Source organism: Aquabacterium sp. TM01, assembly GCF_057808345.1.
The window spans coordinates 80,683-96,729 of sequence record NZ_AP046529.1; the positions used below are offsets into that span (position 1 = coordinate 80,683).

Here is a 16,047-nt window from a genome sequence, read left to right on the forward strand (position 1 = left end):
GGGCGCTCAGGCAAAGAGCGTGGCCAGGGCTTGGCCGGGATCAGGCTGGCGCATGAAGGCCTCGCCGATCAGGAAGGCGTGGACGTGGGCGGCGCGCATGCGCTGCACGTCGGCGGCGCTGAGGATGCCGGATTCGGTGACCAGCAGGCGGTCGGCCGGGACGCGGGACAGCAGGCCGAGCGTGGTGTCGAGCGTGACCTCGAAGGTGCGCAGGTTGCGGTTGTTGATGCCGACGAGCGGGGTGCGCAGCTTGAGGGCGCGGTCGAGTTCGGCGCCGTCGTGGACTTCGACGAGCACAGCCATGCCCAGGCTGTGGGCGCAGGCTTCGAGGTCGGCCATCTGGGCATCGTCCAGGCAGGCGGCGATCAGCAGGATGCAGTCGGCACCCATGGCGCGGGCCTCGTAGACCTGGTAGGCGTCGACCATGAAGTCCTTGCGCAGCACGGGCAGGTCGCAGGCGGCGCGGGCTTCTTGCAGGTAGGCGGGGCTGCCCTGGAAGAACTGGGCGTCGGTGAGCACGCTCAGGCAGGCGGCACCGTGGCGCGCGTAGCTGGCGGCGATCTCGGCCGGCACGAAGTGTTCGCGCAGCACGCCCTTGCTGGGACTGGCTTTCTTGACCTCGGCGATGACGCCTGCCTGGCCGGCATCGATCTTGCGGCGCAGGGCTCCAACGAAATCGCGCACATCGGCCAACTCGCGGTTGCGGGCTTCGGCTTCGGCTCGCACGGTGGCCAGCGATCGAGACGGCAAGGCTGCGGCGATTTCCTGGTGTTTGACGGCGACGATTTTCTGAAGGATGTCGGACATGAGCGGGCAGTTTGCGAGGAGTTGTCGACATTATCGGTGTTTGCCTGTGGTGCGCAGCGGACGGGAGAAAAGGGCTTTTCCGGGCTGGCAAGCTTGTGACAGACGGTGACAATGTGTGCACACGGCTGCAGGAGAGCAATTTGGGGCGGATGGGATGGCGCGGATGGCTGATGGCGTGGTGGCTGTGCGGGCTGCTGTGCGGCGGCATGGCGCAGGCCGAGCCGTTGGTGCTGGCCACCGTGGGGGCCGTGCAACCCCGAGGCGCCCAGGTGCAGGTGCTGGAAGATGCGAGCGGCAGCTGGACCCTGGCGCAGGTGCAGGACGCCGCCCGCACGAAGGCCTGGCAGTCCCTGGCGTCGGGACAGCCGAGCTTTGGCTACAGCCGCTCGGCCTTCTGGCTGAGGGTGGACCTGCTCAACCGCCACGCGACGCAGCAGGCGTGGCAGTTCGGCGTGTTGTACCCCCTGCTCGACGAGGTGGACCTGTATGTGGTCGATGCCCAGGGGCGGGTGCGGCAGCACCATGCGACGGGCGACCGGCGCCGCTTTGACACGCGCCCGATCTCGGATCCGCATTTTTACGTGGAGGTGCCCTTGCGTACCGGTGAAGCGGGGGCGGTGTATGTGCGGCTGCGCAGCCAGGGCTCACTGCAGGCGCCGCTGGTGGTGACGACGCCCACCGCCCGGCTGGACCTGGCCCGCCAGGAGTTCGGATGGATGGGCCTGTATGGCGGCGCCCTGCTGGCCATGCTGCTCTACAACCTGATGCTGTTCCTGTCGCTGCGCGATCGCAGCCACCTGTACTACGTCGGCTATCTGGGCGTGTTCGGCGTGGCGCAGTTGACCCTCAATGGCATGGCGTTCCAGCATCTGTGGCCGACGCACCCTGACTGGGGCAACTGGGCCTTGCCGGTGTGCATGAGCGCGGCCGGTGTCTTGCTGTCACTGTTCGCCCGGGATTTTCTGGGCCTGAAGACCCATGCGCCCCATGCCGATCGGGTCATGCAGGGCCTGCAGGGGCTGTTCCTGCTGATCTTGCCGGTGCTGTGGCTGGGGCACTACGCGTCGGCGGTGAAGCTGGGCACGGTGCTGACCGTCGTGGCGCCGCTCGTCTTGCTGGGCATCACGGTGGTGATGTTGCGGCGTGGGCATCACCAGGCGCGCTATTTTCTGGCGGCGTTCGGGGGGCTGCTGATCGGACTGATTGCGGCATCGCTGAGTATGTTCGATCTGGTCAAACCCAATGTGCTGACGAGCTATGGGCTGCAGATCGGCTCGGTGCTGGAGTTCGTGCTGTTGTCACTGGCCCTGGCCCACCGCCTCAAGCTGGCCCAGGAAAACCATGTGCAGCTGCAAGCGGCCCATGCGGCCGAGCTGGAGGCTCGCGTGCTGGCCCGCACAAAGGACCTGGACAAGGCGCTGGGTGACCTCACCGAGGCCAACGGTCGCTTGCAGGAGCTGTCACAGCGCGATGCCCTGACCGGCCTGCACAACCGGCAGTTCCTGGCCGAGCGGATGCCGGAGATCTGGGGCGTGGCGGTGCGCTGGAAGCAGCCGCTGGCGATGCTGATGATCGACATCGACCACTTCAAGCAGGTGAACGACGAGCATGGACACGCCGCCGGTGATGAAGCCCTGCAAGCCGTGGCCGAGGTGATCTTGCGCATCATGCGGCGCCCAGGGGACCACGCCATGCGCTACGGCGGCGAGGAGTTTCTGGTGGTGCTACCGCAGACGCATGCGGCCGGCGCGATGCACATTGCCGAGCGCATCCGCGAGGAGGTGGCCGCGCTGACGGTCACGCACGGGGGCCAGCGGATCCCCTTGACGGTGAGCATCGGGGTGGCGTGCGCCACGCCGGGACCGCGCACGGCCATGGCGCTGATGCTGCAGCTGGCGGACCGCCTGCTCTATCAGGCCAAGGCCGAGGGGCGCAACCGCTGTGTGCTGCAGCCCACGGCCCTGTCGCAGCTCAGGCCGCCAGAGCCTGTGTCGTCTGAACAAACTTGAGCAGGCGCTCGGCGGCGCGGCCGCTGCTCAGCGCCTCACGGGCCCGCTCGACGCCATCGGCCAGGGAATCGGCCACGTTGGCGGCGTAGATCGCCGCGCCGGCGTTGAGCAGCACGATGTCGCGGGCCGGGCCGCTCTGGTTGTCAAGCACGGCGCGCATGATGGCGATGGACACGTCGCGGTTGCTGGCCTTGAGCAGGGTGCCGTCGTGTTCGGCCAGGCCAAACTGGGACGGGTTGACCGTGTACTCGCTGACCTGACCGTTCTTGAGTTCGGCCACCAGGGTGTCGCCGTTCAAGGTCATCTCGTCCAGGCCATCGCTACCGTGCACGACCAGCACGTGGTCAGAGCCCAGGCGCTGCAGCACGCGGGCCATGATGCCGACCAGGTCAGGATGGAAGACCCCCATGAGCTGGTTGGGAGCGCCGGCCGGGTTGGTCAAGGGCCCCAGGATGTTGAAGAGGGTGCGCACACCCAGTTCCTTGCGGACCGGGGCGGCGTGCTTCATGGCGCCGTGGAAGCTGGGCGCGAACATGAAGCCCACGCCGGTGTCGGCCAGGCATTGGGCGACCTGCTCGGCGTTGAGCATGATGGCCGCGCCCAGGGCTTCGAGCGCGTCGGCGCTGCCGGTGGACGAGGACACGCTGCGCCCGCCATGCTTGGCGATGCGCGCGCCAGCCGCAGCCGCCACGAACATGGCGGTGGTAGAAATGTTGAAGGTGTGGGCACCGTCACCGCCGGTGCCACACAGGTCGACGAGGTTCGCCGTGTCGGCCACGTGAACGGGCGTGGCGAACTCGCGCATGACCTGGGCGGCGGCGGTGATCTCGCCAACGGTTTCCTTCTTGACGCGCAGGCCGGTGATGAGGGCGGCCATGACGACGGGCGACATCTCACCGGTCATGATGCGGCGCATCAGGCCGAGCATCTCGTCGTGGAAGATTTCGCGGTGTTCGATGACGCGTTGCAGGGCTTGGGGATCGGTCAACTGGCTCATGTCACGCGCCTCACATCTTCAGGAAGTTGGCCAGCATGGCGTGGCCGTGCTCGCTCAGGATGGACTCGGGGTGGAACTGCACGCCTTCGAGCGGCGCAAAGTTCGGATCGGTCTGCGGGCCTTTGTGGCGCACACCCATGATCTCGCCGTCGTCGGTCCAGGAGGTGATGGCCAGGCAGTCAGGCAGCGAGGCGCGCTCGATGGCCAGCGAGTGGTAGCGGATGACGGTGAACTGCTTAGGCAGACCGGCGTAGACACCTTGCTCGTCGGTGGTGATGACGCTGGTCTTGCCGTGCATCTGCTCCTTGGCACGCACGATGCGCCCGCCCATGGCGGCGCCGATGCTCTGGTGGCCGAGGCAGACGCCGAGGATGGGCAGCTGACCGGCGAAGCGCTTCAGCGCAGGCACGCAGATGCCGGCTTCGTCGGGGGAGCAGGGACCGGGGGACAAGACGATGCGGTCGGCCTGGAAGGCGGCGATCTCGTCGAGGGTGACTTCGTCGTTGCGAACGACCTTGACCTCTTCACCCAGTTCGCAGAAGTACTGCACCAGGTTGAAGGTGAAACTGTCGTAGTTGTCGATCATGAGCAGCATGGGCACGATCCTGTATCGGGATGTGGTTCATGGAATGGCCTTGCACCATCCCTCAGTGTGTCCCCCTCGGAGACCCTTTGGAGGCGTCAGCTGCGGTGGGGTGCCGCGCGCGCAGGGTCATGCAGTGTGGCTGGCGTCACCGCCACCAACGGGCATTCAGGCGAAAGAGATCCGAGGGTTGCTGCATGGAAACCATTCTACATGGGCCCCAGCCAGGCGGCCAGGACTCAGCCGTGGGCCCGCAACCACTGTGTGGCGTCCGGGACATCCAGGGGGCGGGCGAAGTGGTAGCCCTGCAGTGCGTGGCAGCCGGACTCGCGGGCCGCTTGCGCGTGCGCAGCGGTTTCGACCCCTTCGGCCACGACGTCGAGGTCGAGCACGGCCGCCAGGTCGCAGATGGCCTTGACCACAGCGACAGCGTGCGGCTCGGGCATGGGGTCGATGAGGCTGCGGTCGATCTTGACGGTGTGCAGCGGCAGGCTGCGCAGCATGTTGAGCGAGGAGAAACCGGTGCCGAAGTCGTCGAGCGCCACATCGACGCCCTGCTGGCGCAGCTGGCTGATCTGCTCGCGGGCCTGGTCCATGTGGGCGACGGCGGCGGTTTCGGTGATCTCGAGGGTGAGCCACTGGGGCGGCAGCTGGAACTGCGCCAGGGTGTTCATGACGGCGGCCGGGAAATCGGCGTCCAGCAGCTGCAGGGGTGAGACGTTGACCGCCACGGGCACCAGCGGCAGGCCTTGCTCACGCCACTGCGCCATCTGGCGGCAGGCCTGGGTGAGGATGAGGGCCCCCAGGGGCACGATGAGGCCGTTGCGCTCGGCCGCGGGGATGAAGTCCAGCGGGCTGATGCGGCCGACGCCGGGGCGGTCCCAGCGCACCAGGGCTTCGAAGCCAACGAGGCGGTGCCCTTCGGCGGCCACCTTGGGTTGGTAGACCAGAACGAACTCGTCTTTCTCGAAGCCGGCGCGCAGGGCCTGCTCGGCGTCGAAGAAGGCGGCCAGGCCGTTGCGCGGCACCTCGGTGGCCCACTGCACCGAGGTGCCAGGCAGGCGCTTGGCGTCGAGCATGGCGGCGTTGGCAGCCTGCAGCAAGGCGTAGGGGCTGGTGGCGGGGCCAGGGTGCAGGGCCACACCCATGGACACGTCGAGGAAGAAACGGTGCGCGCTGAGGGTGAGGGGCTGGGTCAGCAGGGCCTGGATGTCCTCGGTGAGTTGGCGCGCCGCCGCCTCGGTGTCCGGATCGACCAGCAGGAGGGCGAACTCGTCCTCACCCAGGCGCATCAGGTCGGCCCGATCGCGCAGGGTGGCCAGAAGCTGGGCGGACAGCGCCTTGAGGACCTCGTCACCCACTGCCGGGCCATGGGCGTCGTTGAAGAGTTTGAAGCGGTCGACGTCGAGCAGGATGAGGGCAAAGGCGGGCTGCTCGACGTTGTCGTAGAGCTCGCGCAGACGCTGCAACAGGGCGCTGCGATTGAGCAGGCCGGTGAGCTCGTCGTGGGTGGCGTGCCACATGAGGGCGCGGGCGGCCTCGTGCTGGGCGGTGTCGTCGGAGACGACCACCTGCAAGGCGCGCTCGCCGTCCCACTCCACATTCCAGGCCTTGTAGCGCAGGTAGAGCCGGCGGCCATCGAGCGAGGTGCGTTCGCCTTCCCACTCGGCCAGCGGCAGGGAGCCGTTGTTCACCTGCGAGAGCAACTGCTGGATCGGTTTGCGTGCAGCCAGGGGCGTGGTGAGGTTCAGCCACTCGGGCGAGAACACCCGTGGCGACTGCTCGACCCGGTCCATGCCGTAGATGCTCTGGAAGGCAGGGTTGACGTAGACCACATGGTCGGCGATGACCACGGCCACGCCTTGCGGTGAGCGATCGGTGAGCTGGAAGAAGCGGTCACGCACCCGCCGGCCCGCTTCGGCCGAACGAGTGAGCGCGGCGTACATCAGGGACATGGCCAGCATCAGCCGCAGCACGGTGGCCACGGCGGTCTGGGTCATGGCGCCGGCGTCGCCGGGCTGGAACACGAAGTTGAACTGGTTGATGCCCGCCAGCACCAACAGGATCCCGGTGAAGCGCTCACCCGGGCCTTGCCTGCGCAGCCAGCTGGCCACGATGAGGCTGATGGTGATGTTGATGGTGGCCGAGCCGGCCTGGGCCAGCCTCATGTCGTGGCCCATGAGGGCGCCGTGGGCCAGCAGCAGCAGCACGAACAGCACCTGCAGGTGGCGACGCGAAACATGGCGCCCGGAGAACAGGCCGATGCCCTTGACCATCAGGATCAGGCACAGGGAGGGCACGACCGACAGCCCCATCAGGCCGATCACCTTCCAGGTGACATCGGGCTGACGGGCGGCCAGGTAGGACAGCGGGTAGGCCGTCCAGATCAGATGGGACAGGCCCAGCAGTGCGGTGAACGATTGTTTGCGGTCGTGACGCCACACCAGCAGCAAAGCCAGGCCGGTGGCCACGGTGACAGCGATGTAGACGGAAAAGACGTGAAGCACGACCGATGCAGTGCGCTGCCCGACAGGCAACCCAGAGGGAGATGGAGCCCTATCCTGCCAGACGCCTGGGCAGCCCGCCCCCCCGACTTTCACTGAGACAAAGCGGCCACACACCGCCCCGAATCAGGACATTGTGCTCACAAACCCTGCTCGACCATCTCGGCAGCGCGGATCACGGCGCGGGCCTTGGCTTCGGTTTCTTTCCATTCGAGCTCGGGCACGGAGTCGGCGACCACGCCGGCGCCGGCGGCCACGTACAAGGTCTGGTCCTTGATGACGCCGGTGCGGATGGCGATGGCCACGTCCATGTCACCGGCGAAGCTGAGATAACCCACCGCACCGCCGTAGACGCCGCGCTGCACGGGCTCGAGCTCGTCGATGATCTCCATGGCGCGGATCTTGGGGGCGCCGCTGAGGGTGCCGGCGGGGAAGCTGGCGCGCAGCACGTCCAGGCCCGTCATGCCGTCTTTGAGGGTGCCCTCGACGTTGCTGACGATGTGCATGACGTGCGAGTAGCGCTCGATGCCGAAGGCCTCGGTGACCTTGACGGTGCCGGTTTGGGCGATGCGGCCGATGTCGTTGCGGGCCAGGTCGATCAGCATGACGTGCTCGGCGCGCTCTTTGGGGTCGGCCAGCAGTTCGGCTTCGTTGCTCACATCCTGCTCGGGCGTGGCGCCGCGCGGGCGGGTGCCGGCGATCGGACGGATGGTGACGGTCTGGCTGCCGTCCTTGTTCTTTTCCTGGCGCACCAGGATCTCGGGGCTGGAGCCGACGACATGGTGGTCCCCCATGTCGTAGTAGTACATGTAGGGGCTGGGGTTGAGCGAGCGCAGCGCACGGTAGAGCGTCAGCGGCGAGGCCGTGAAGCGCTTTTGCAGGCGCTGCCCGATGACGACCTGCATGCAGTCACCCGCAGCGATGTAGTCCTTGCACTTGAGGACCGCGGCCTCAAAGTCGTCTTTGGCAAAGTGACGCTCGACCGGGAAGGACTCGGTGGGCGCGACCGGCGGCACGGGCACGACGGTTTGCAGGCGGGCTTGCAGCTCGCTCAGGCGGGCCTGGGCACGGGCGTAGGCGCCGGGCTGAGACGGGTCGGCATAGACGATGAGGAAGAGGCGGTCAGCGAGGTTGTCGATGACGGCGAGCTCTTCGCACTGCAGCAGCAGGATGTCCGGGGTGCCGATGCTGGGGGTGCTGGGACGCTGGGCCAGGCGCGGCTCGATCAGGCGCACGGTGTCGTAGCCGAAGTAGCCGGCCAGGCCGCCGCAGAAACGCGGCAGGCCTTGAGGCACGGCCACCTTGAAGCGCTGCTGGTAGGTGGCGATGAAGTCGAGCGGGTTGCCCTGGAAGGTTTCGACCACCTGGCCGTCGGTGACGACCTCGACCTGGCGGTCGGTGGCGCGCAAGAGGGTGCGGGCCGGCAGGCCGACGAAGGAGTAGCGGCCGAAGCGCTCGCCCCCCACCACCGACTCGAGCAGGAAGCTCAGGGGCCGGCCCTGGGTGAGCTTGAGGTAGAGCGACAGGGGGGTGTCGAGGTCGGCCAGAGCCTGGGCGACCAGGGGGATGCGGTTGTGGCCTTGGGCCGCCAGGGCGTGGAAGTCGTGTTCGGTCAGCATGGGTGTGATCTCGGTGGGGGCCCGCATCGACGCGGTGCGCGATGGCACGGCGCCGGGGACAGGCAAACAGCGGTCAGCGACACCCAAAGACCCGGTCAGGGCAGGGGTGCGCTGCTTCAGTCAGGTGCAGTGCAGCGACGCCAGGGCCAAGCTCCCCGGTCGTGCGGACCTTTGGTCTGTTTGCGTGAGATGAACATCGGATCAGTGTAGCAGCGGGGTGGGACCCCGAAGTGAGGGGGTGCCAGCAGTCTCCCCCTGATTTGCGGCAAGGGCAAACCACCTTTCCTCTGCTACGGCCGGCGATCAACAATCCCCTGTCCCGAACTCTGCTGTACCGCCATGTCACTGCCTGCCAATGTTGGTCAACGCCTGGGTGCCGCCCTGATGCGGGGCTGCCTGGGCGCCTGCGTGACGATGGCCCTGCTGAGCCCCCCCGCCGTGCAGGCCCAGTCGGCCGATGCGTTCGGGGTGCGCTATGCACCCAGCCTGAACGTGGAGGGCCGTGAGCTGAGCCTCAATGGCACAGGCGTGGCCTACCGCGCCCTGGTCAAGCTGTACACCGTGGGGCTGTACTTGCCCGCCAAGGTGCACCAGACCCCGGAGGTGCTGGCCCAAAGCGGCCCCAAGCAGCTGCGCTTCGTGTTGCTGCGCAGCATGCGGGTGGACGAGTTGGGCAAGCTGATCACCCGCGGGATCGAGCACAACTGCAGTCGCCAGGAGTTCTTTAGCCTGATTCCGGCCATCCGTGCGATGGGCGAGCAGTTTTCGCGGATGAGGCGGCTCAGTGCGCAGGATGTGTTCACGATCGCCTACATGCCGGAGCGGGGCACGGTGTTCCTGGTCAATGACGAGCCGGTGGGCGCCGCGATCCAGGATCCGCAGTTTTTCCCGGCCATCCTCAAGGTGTGGCTGGGAGATCAGCCGACGACGACCGACTTGAAGAATGCCTTGCTGGACCACAAGGCGCAACCGGTGCTGAGCGCGCTGGAGTGAGCCCCCGCGCCCTCAGGCCCTGAGCGCCTCAAGCCTGCCAGCGGGACCAGGGCACGGCATCGAGCCGGTCGACGTGGGCCAGGGCGGGCACCTCGGTGATGGGGTGGCCGTGGTTGTAGCCGTAGGTGACGAGGATGATGGGGCAGCCGGCCGCGCCCGCAGCCTGCGCGTCATTGCTGGAGTCGCCCACCATGACGGTGTGCGCGGGTGACGTCCCCAAGGCTTCGCAGGTTTTGAGCAGGGGCAGCGGATCGGGCTTTTTGCGCGCAAACGCATCGCCCCCAAACACATGCTGGAAGTGCGCGCGCAGGCCCTTGCGTTCGAGCAGTTGCTCGGCAAACGCGGTGGGCTTGTTGGTGAGGCAGGCCAGGGGCAGGCCCAGGGCGCGCAATTGCGCCAGGCCCTCGGGCACGCCGGGATACACGTCGGAGTGCAGGCCGTTGAGGCGGGTGTAGTGGCCTTGGTAGTGCTGCCAGGCTTCGGGCACGGCCGCGGCGGCCTCGGGGTCGTCGTCGGGCAGGCCCCAGGCGTGGGCCAGGGTGCGGCGCAGCAGGTCTTCGGTGCCTTTGCCCACGGTGAGTTCGACGAAGGCGCGGTCCACCCGAGCGATCTCGATGGGGTGGCAGCCCAAGTCGGCCAGGGTGTGGTGCAGGACAACGACGAAGTCGCCCAGGGTGTCGACCATCGTGCCGTCGAGGTCGATGATGGCGGCGTGGAAGATCAACGTGGCGGAAGCGGCGGACAAGGTCATTTCGGAGCGGAGGTCACGGTTTCCAGCACCAGCTCCACGCGCCGGTTGGCGGCGCGGTGGGCCTCGCTGTCGTTGGGCTGCAGGGGACGGGTGTCGGCAAAGCCGGTCGCGCGGATGCGCTCGGGTGCCACGCCCAGGGCGATGAGCTGGCGCACCACGCTGCCGGCGCGGCCGCTGGAGAGCTCCCAGTTGGAAGGGTAGCGTTCGTTGCGGATGGGCACGTCGTCGGTGTGCCCTTCGACGACGATGCGTTGATTGGGCATGGCGTTGAGCGCCGGCACCAGGGTGGCGAGCATCTCGGCGCCGGGGCCGATCAGGTCGGCCTGGCCAGACGGAAAGAGCATCTCGCTGCTGATGCGAAAGCTCACCACGCCGTCGCTGACCACCACTTCCACGCCGTCGCCGAGCTGGTCGAGCGGCAGGCCGGCAAGCGGGTCTTTCTCACGCGGCTGGACCAGCTGGTTGAGCTGGGGGCGCAGGCTCAGCGGGGCCTGGGTACGGGGGGCGGCCGGGCCGCCGGGGCCATCGCTGGTGCCACGGTCCTCGGCGGAAGGTTTGGCAAAGGCCAGCATCACCACCATCATGACCAGCAACAGGGTCATGACGTCCAGGTAGGTCAGCAGCCAGCTTTCTTCTTCGCCTTCCACCGTGGGCTTGAGGTGCCAGCGTCCGAAGCGGCAGCGCGTGCTGACGGGCGAGGTCTTGGCCGCTGCGGCTTGCACGCCCGGCTGTGTCGGCGGGGCGGGTGGACACAGCATCTGCGAGCCCTCGGCCGCGAGCGCGTCGGGGGACGGCGGTGCGGCGGACCTCGCGGGTGTCTCGGGGACCTCGAACAAGGGGGGCGTCGTCATCACAAGGCGGTGTTCAGCGCGGGCGGGACGCCGTCTGGGGGCCGCTGCGGGCGTCCGACAGCTCGTCGTCGATCTGGGCCACGAAGGACTTGAGCGTCTCGCGCATCAGCCCCGGGCTGTGGCCGGCGCTCATCATGGAGATGCCCTCCAAGATCATGTTCATCAGCGCCAGCCGGCGTTCGGTGCGGCGCTCCAGGCGCAGCGCCAGGGGCTTGAACACCATGTTGGACAGGATCACCCCGTAGAGCGTGGTCAGCAGCGCGATGCCCAGCTGCACGCCAATGCCCTTGACGTCGCCGGCGCCCAGCAGGTCCATCAGGTTGATCAGTCCCAGCAGCGTGCCCAGCATGCCGAAGGCCGGGGCGTAGGTGGCCATCACCTTGAAAATCTGGGCCTCGGCGGCTTCGCGCTGCTGCAGACGCAGCATGCGCCAGTGCAGCAGGTCCTGGATGTACTCGTCGGGCGTGCGGTCGATGACCAGTTGCACGCCGGTGCGCAGGAAGGGGTTGGTGACGGTGCTCAGCGCCTTCTCGACCGCCTGCAGCTCGCCACGGATCCACAGGCGCGAGATGTGCACCAGCTCTTCGATGTGCTGGGCGCTGTGCAGGCGCTCCTGCTTCAGCGCGGTGGAGGCCAGGCGGAAGCTGCGCAGCACCTCGCCGGGCGGGTAGCTCATGAAGGTGGCCGCCAGCGTGCCGCCCACGACCACGGCCAGGCCCACCGGGTCGACAAAGCGCATGGGGCTGTCGGCACCGAACAGGACCATGATCGCCAGGAAGATCACCGTGGCGAGGATGCCGATCAAGCCAGAGGGGTTCATGCGGGGAGGCATGCGCGCGCTCGCGTGCCAAGGAAATGGGGACGAATCCGAGTGTAGCGTGCCAGCCTTTGAGGCAGACTGGGCGGCAGGAGGTGTATCCCGAGATGTCCCCAACCTGGCCCAGCCCCGCGCTGCGGGTGATCGAGCGTGGCTGGCTGTCGTCGAACCAGCTGCTGTGCCTGGACGAGGATGGCGCGACCGTGGTGGACACGGGCTATGTGACCGAGGGCGACGAGACGCTGCGCCTGATCGATGCGGCACTCGAAGACCGTCCCTTGCGGCGCATCGTCAACACCCACCTGCACTCCGACCACGCGGGCGGCAACGCCTTGCTGCAAGCTCGCCATGGCTGCGCCATCTGGATTCCGCCGGGCGAGCACGAGGCCGTGGCCGCGTGGGACGAAGACCGCCTGAGCTACCGCGCCACCAGCCAACTGTGCCCGCGTTTTCACCCCGACCACGTTTTTCAGCCTCACGACACCCTGCGCCTGGGCGGCGAGGACTGGACCGTGCTGCCGGCCCAGGGTCATGACCACGCGATGGTGATGCTGTGGTGCGATCGCCTGGGCATGCTGGCCTCGGCCGATGCGCTGTGGCAAAAGAGCTTTGGCGTGATCTTTCCGGAGCTGGCTGGAGTGTCGGGCTTTGCCGAACAGGCGGCCACGCTCGACCTGATTGCCGACCTGGATCCACGCTGGGTCATCCCCGGGCATGGCGCGCCGTTTCACGAGGTGGCGCCGTCGCTGGTCGCCGCGCGCTCACGCCTGCAGTGGCTGAGAGACGAGCCGCAGCGCCACACCGAGCACGCGCTCAAGGTGCTGCTGGCCTTCAAGCTGCTGGAGGCCCGTCGGATGACACGGACCGACCTCACAGGCGTCGTGCAAGCGTCGCGCGACGCCATGGCGGGCTTGCAGGCGCATCTGTCGGACGATGTGGCGTCGCTGGCCGCGGGACTGGCCGATCAGTTGGTGCGCTCGGGCGTGGCCGCCTGGCAGGACGGGCTGCTGATCGCCCGCACCGGCTGAGGCGAGCGGCTGCCACGCTCAGGCGGCAGGATGCCGGCGCAGGCCTTGGAGTTGCGCCATCATCCGGTCGCGCATCGCCAGCAACTCGCCCAGCCTCGCCAGGGCATCGGCCGTGCGGCCGAGGGCGTGCAGGTCGCACAGCGTCTCGGCCAGGGCATGGATCTCATGGTGCAAGGCGTTCATCTCCGCCCGCTGTGCCTCGGTGGTCAGCGTCTGCCACAGGCCCTGGGCCATCCAGCGCCCCAGGTCACAGTGGTGCACGTTCAAGGGGGGCGGGACATCGCGCTCCTGGCGCAGGAAGCGCTCGACCCCCTGCACCCAGGCGCGGTGCTTCACAAAGGCCACCATCAGCGGCACATCGTCGTGGGCGACCTGGCTGACGGCCTGCCAGCGCGGGTGTGGCTGCCACGCGCGCACCCAGTCTGGCAGGGCGTCGGCGGGCATGGGGCGGGCAATGCCATAGCCTTGGGCCAGCTCGCAGCCCAGGTACAACAGCATCTCGCCGTGGTCCACGGTTTCGACGCCCTCGGCAATGACCTGGCGGTGGAAGGCCTTGGCCAGGCCCTGGATGCCTTCCAGAATGGCCAGATCGTCCGGATCGTCCATCATGTCGCGCACGAAGCTCTGGTCAATCTTGAGCAGGTCCACCGGCAGGCGCTTGAGGTAGGTCAGCGAGGAGTAGCCGGTGCCGAAATCGTCGAGGGCAAAGCCCACGCCCAGGTCCTTGCAGGATTCAATGACCAGGGAGATGCGAGCCAGGTCGCCCAGGGCGCTGGTCTCCAGCACCTCCAGCTCCAGATCGCCCGGGCGGGTGTGCGGATGGGCGGCGAGCAAGGTCCGCAGGCGCTCGACGAAATCGCCCTGCTGCAACTGCCGCGCGCCCACATTGACACTGACCGGCAGGTCCAGGCCTTGTCGACGCCAGGCGGCCATCTGCGACAGGGCGGTGTCGATCACCCACTCCCCCACCTCGATGGCCAGCGGGTGGTCCTCGATCACGGGCAGGAAGGCTGCCGGTGACAGCAAACCACGCTCCGGGTGCTGCCAGCGGATCAGGGCCTCGGCGCCGATCACCCGGCCGGTGCGCAGGTTCACCTTGGGCTGGTAATGCAGCACCAGCTCGTGTTGGGCCAGGGCCTGACGGATGTGCTCCAGGCTCTCGTGGTGGCCGCGCACGCTGCGGTCCTGCTCGGCATCGAACACGTGGAAGCGGTTCTTGCCCAGCAGCTTGGCCTGGTACATGGCCTGATCGGCCTGGCGCAGCAACTGGTCGGCGTCCACCTCTTCCGTCTGCGGAAAGGTGGTCACGCCCACACTGGCCGACACCTGCAGGCTCAAGGCACCCACCGGCACGGCCTGCGCTGCCGCGGCCAGTACGCGGTTCACGGCTGCTAGCCAGCTGTGCGAGTCGGATTCATCGTGGCCGTGCAGCACCGCCACAAACTCATCACCGCCCAGGCGCGCCAAGGTGTCGCCCTCGCGCATCACATCGCGCATGCGCACGGCCAGGGCCATCAGCAGCTGGTCGCCCACATCGTGGCCATGGCGGTCGTTGACGTCCTTGAAGCCGTCCAGGTCCAGATAGAGCACGGCCAGGCGTTGTCCGCTGCGACGAACCTGGGCCATGGCCGCGTCCAGGCGCTGGCCCAGCAGCACCCGGTTGGGCAGGCCGGTCAGGGCATCGTGCTGGGCGCTGTACCGCAGCTGCTCCTCGTGGGTCTTGAGCACGGTGATGTCGGAGAACAGCGCCACATACTGCCGCACCCCGCCCTGCGCATCGCGCACGGCGCTGATGGTCTTCATCTCGGCATAGTGCTCGCCGTTCTTGCGTCGGTTCCACACCTCCCCTTGCCAGTGCCCCTTGTGCGTCAGGGCCTGCCACATGCCGGCGTAGAAGGCCCGGTCCTGGCGGCCGGATTTGAGGAGGCTGGGTTTGCGGCCAATCACCTCCCCGCGTGGATAGCCCGTGATGCGGGTGAACGCGTCGTTGACGTCGATGATCGCGCCGTCCGGGGCGGTGATCATGATGCCCTCGCGGGCGTGGGTGAACACGCTGGCGGCCAGGTGCAGGCGCTCCTCGGCCTCCTTGCGCTCGATGGCGATGCTCACCAGGCGGGCCGTCTGCTCGATGAGCTGGATGTCCTGTTCCTGAGGGGCGTGGGCCTGTCGGTGGTAAATCGCAAAGCTGCCCAGCACCTTGCCCGAGGCCGCGCGCACCGGTTGCGACCAGCACGCCCCCAGCCCGGCCTGAGCGGCCAGGCCCTTGTAGTCCTGCCAATAGGGGTGCTGCTGGATGTCGGCCACGATCACGCGTTCGCCGGTGTACATGGCCGTCCCGCACGAGCCCGTGTTCGGGCCGATGGCCACGCCGTCGATGGCCTGGTTGTAGAAGGCCGGCAGGTTCGGCGCGGCGCCGTGGCGCACGTGCACGCCGTCGGGATCGAGCAAGAGGATGCTGCACAACGCGGAGATGTCGAGCTGCTCCACGCCTCGCACGATGGCGTCGAGCACGGTGGGCAGGTCTTCGCCGCCCGCCAGCATCTCCAGGATCCGGCTGCGAAACTGCTCGAACTGTTCCGCATGCTTGCGCCAGTGGATGTCAGTGAGCGTGCCGATCATGCGCCGGGGCCGGCCCTGCGCATCGCGCTCGACCACGGTGCCACGACTGAGCACCCAGCGCGCCTGGCCGTTGGGTTGGCACAGCCGGTATTCGCAATGGTAGTGGGCGGTCTGCTGGGCCAGGTGCGCGCGCAGGGACGCCTCGACCCGCTCGCGGTCCTCCGGGTGAATGTGCGGGGCCCAAATCTCGCTGCGAGGGCCGCGCAAAACCTCCGCATGCGCCAGCACATGCGGCCAGATGGGACCAACCCCATGGCTCAAGTCGATGGTGTCGGTGTCGATCGCCCAGTCCCAGACGCCATCACCGGCGCTTTCGGGCGCGTGTTTCCAGTGGGTGTCATCCGGAGCGAGAGGGGAGAAGCTGTGCATGTTCCATATTCTGCAAGCAATGCGCCGGGTGCGGGGGGGACTTCGTGCGCACCAAATGGGTGCGGCACGCCCCTTGCTGTGTCTGGGCACCGCACCTTGT

12 protein-coding genes are annotated in these 16,047 nt (G+C 67.8%); 3 read left to right on the top strand and 9 right to left on the bottom strand.

Annotation, left to right across the window (positions count from 1 at the left end; genetic code table 11):
- Positions 1-6: 6 nt before the first annotated feature.
- Complete coding sequence (gene trpC, locus AC3WW4_RS00580) at positions 7-807, bottom strand: indole-3-glycerol phosphate synthase TrpC (RefSeq protein WP_488826395.1); 801 nt, start codon at positions 805-807, stop codon at positions 7-9.
- A gap of 170 nt (positions 808-977) precedes the next feature.
- Between trpC and AC3WW4_RS00585 the strand changes: the two genes are divergently transcribed.
- Positions 978-2,816 carry a sensor domain-containing diguanylate cyclase gene (locus AC3WW4_RS00585; RefSeq protein ID WP_488826396.1) on the top strand — a complete coding sequence of 613 codons (1,839 nt, stop codon included), beginning with the start codon at positions 978-980 and terminating at the stop codon, positions 2,814-2,816.
- Here AC3WW4_RS00585 and trpD read toward each other — a convergent pair.
- The 4 genes from trpD to trpE all read right to left on the bottom strand — a co-directional run bounded on the left by trpD (position 2,779) and on the right by trpE (position 8,519).
- Positions 2,779-3,813 carry an anthranilate phosphoribosyltransferase gene (trpD, locus tag AC3WW4_RS00590; protein WP_488826397.1) on the bottom strand — a complete coding sequence of 345 codons (1,035 nt, stop codon included), beginning with the start codon at positions 3,811-3,813 and terminating at the stop codon, positions 2,779-2,781. The genes AC3WW4_RS00585 and trpD overlap by 38 nt on opposite strands.
- Positions 3,814-3,823: 10 nt before the next feature.
- A complete protein-coding gene (locus tag AC3WW4_RS00595) occupies positions 3,824-4,408 on the bottom strand; it encodes an anthranilate synthase component II (RefSeq protein ID WP_488826398.1) in 585 nt (194 codons plus the stop codon).
- A 227-nt stretch (positions 4,409-4,635) separates the two neighbouring features.
- Positions 4,636-6,903: a putative bifunctional diguanylate cyclase/phosphodiesterase gene (locus AC3WW4_RS00600; protein ID WP_488826399.1), complete on the bottom strand. Its 2,268-nt coding sequence runs from the start codon at positions 6,901-6,903 to the stop codon at positions 4,636-4,638.
- 137 nt (positions 6,904-7,040) lie between these two features.
- The gene (gene trpE, locus AC3WW4_RS00605; RefSeq protein ID WP_488826400.1) at positions 7,041-8,519 is read right to left on the bottom strand and encodes an anthranilate synthase component I; all 1,479 of its coding nucleotides are present in this window, start codon (positions 8,517-8,519) and stop codon (positions 7,041-7,043) included.
- 339 nt (positions 8,520-8,858) lie between these two features.
- Between trpE and AC3WW4_RS00610 the strand changes: the two genes are divergently transcribed.
- Complete coding sequence (locus AC3WW4_RS00610) at positions 8,859-9,512, top strand: chalcone isomerase family protein (protein WP_488826401.1); 654 nt, start codon at positions 8,859-8,861, stop codon at positions 9,510-9,512.
- 28 nt (positions 9,513-9,540) lie between these two features.
- On the opposite strand, the gene gph is transcribed toward AC3WW4_RS00610, so the two are convergent.
- The 3 genes from gph to AC3WW4_RS00625 are packed head-to-tail and all read right to left on the bottom strand — an operon-like array spanning position 9,541 to position 11,946.
- Entirely contained in the window at positions 9,541-10,263 is a 723-nt protein-coding gene (gene gph, locus AC3WW4_RS00615) for a phosphoglycolate phosphatase (RefSeq protein ID WP_488826402.1), read from the bottom strand.
- Positions 10,260-11,114: an OmpA family protein gene (locus AC3WW4_RS00620; RefSeq protein WP_488826403.1), complete on the bottom strand. Its 855-nt coding sequence runs from the start codon at positions 11,112-11,114 to the stop codon at positions 10,260-10,262. The genes gph and AC3WW4_RS00620 overlap by 4 nt, the downstream gene beginning before the upstream one ends.
- Before the next feature lie 13 nt (positions 11,115-11,127).
- Complete coding sequence (locus AC3WW4_RS00625; protein WP_488826404.1) at positions 11,128-11,946, bottom strand: motility protein A; 819 nt, start codon at positions 11,944-11,946, stop codon at positions 11,128-11,130.
- Positions 11,947-12,038: 92 nt separating this feature from the next.
- Here AC3WW4_RS00625 and AC3WW4_RS00630 point away from each other — a divergent pair, with 92 nt between their 5' ends.
- Positions 12,039-12,959 (top strand): MBL fold metallo-hydrolase, encoded by a 921-nt coding sequence (locus AC3WW4_RS00630; protein ID WP_488826405.1) that lies wholly within the window; start codon positions 12,039-12,041, stop codon positions 12,957-12,959.
- An 18-nt stretch (positions 12,960-12,977) separates the two neighbouring features.
- Here AC3WW4_RS00630 and AC3WW4_RS00635 read toward each other — a convergent pair whose 3' ends face one another.
- On the bottom strand, positions 12,978-15,947 hold the full coding sequence (locus AC3WW4_RS00635; RefSeq protein ID WP_488826406.1) for an EAL domain-containing protein: 2,970 nt from the start codon (positions 15,945-15,947) through the stop codon (positions 12,978-12,980).
- Between the last annotated feature and the right edge of the window lie 100 nt (positions 15,948-16,047).

Bases quoted from the DNA above. Each gene is read 5' to 3' on its own strand.
- trpC (WP_488826395.1), bottom strand. From the start codon at position 807: ATGTCCGACATCCTTCAGAAAATCGTCGCCGTCAAACACCAGGAAATC.
- AC3WW4_RS00585 (WP_488826396.1), top strand. From the start codon at position 978: ATGGCGTGGTGGCTGTGCGGGCTGCTGTGCGGCGGCATGGCGCAGGCC.
- trpD (WP_488826397.1), bottom strand. From the start codon at position 3,813: ATGAGCCAGTTGACCGATCCCCAAGCCCTGCAACGCGTCATCGAACAC.
- AC3WW4_RS00595 (WP_488826398.1), bottom strand. From the start codon at position 4,408: ATGCTGCTCATGATCGACAACTACGACAGTTTCACCTTCAACCTGGTG.
- trpE (WP_488826400.1), bottom strand. From the start codon at position 8,519: ATGCTGACCGAACACGACTTCCACGCCCTGGCGGCCCAAGGCCACAAC.
- AC3WW4_RS00610 (WP_488826401.1), top strand. From the start codon at position 8,859: ATGTCACTGCCTGCCAATGTTGGTCAACGCCTGGGTGCCGCCCTGATG.
- gph (WP_488826402.1), bottom strand. From the start codon at position 10,263: ATGACCTTGTCCGCCGCTTCCGCCACGTTGATCTTCCACGCCGCCATC.
- AC3WW4_RS00620 (WP_488826403.1), bottom strand. From the start codon at position 11,114: ATGACGACGCCCCCCTTGTTCGAGGTCCCCGAGACACCCGCGAGGTCC.
- AC3WW4_RS00625 (WP_488826404.1), bottom strand. From the start codon at position 11,946: ATGCCTCCCCGCATGAACCCCTCTGGCTTGATCGGCATCCTCGCCACG.
- AC3WW4_RS00630 (WP_488826405.1), top strand. From the start codon at position 12,039: ATGTCCCCAACCTGGCCCAGCCCCGCGCTGCGGGTGATCGAGCGTGGC.
- AC3WW4_RS00635 (WP_488826406.1), bottom strand. From the start codon at position 15,947: ATGCACAGCTTCTCCCCTCTCGCTCCGGATGACACCCACTGGAAACAC.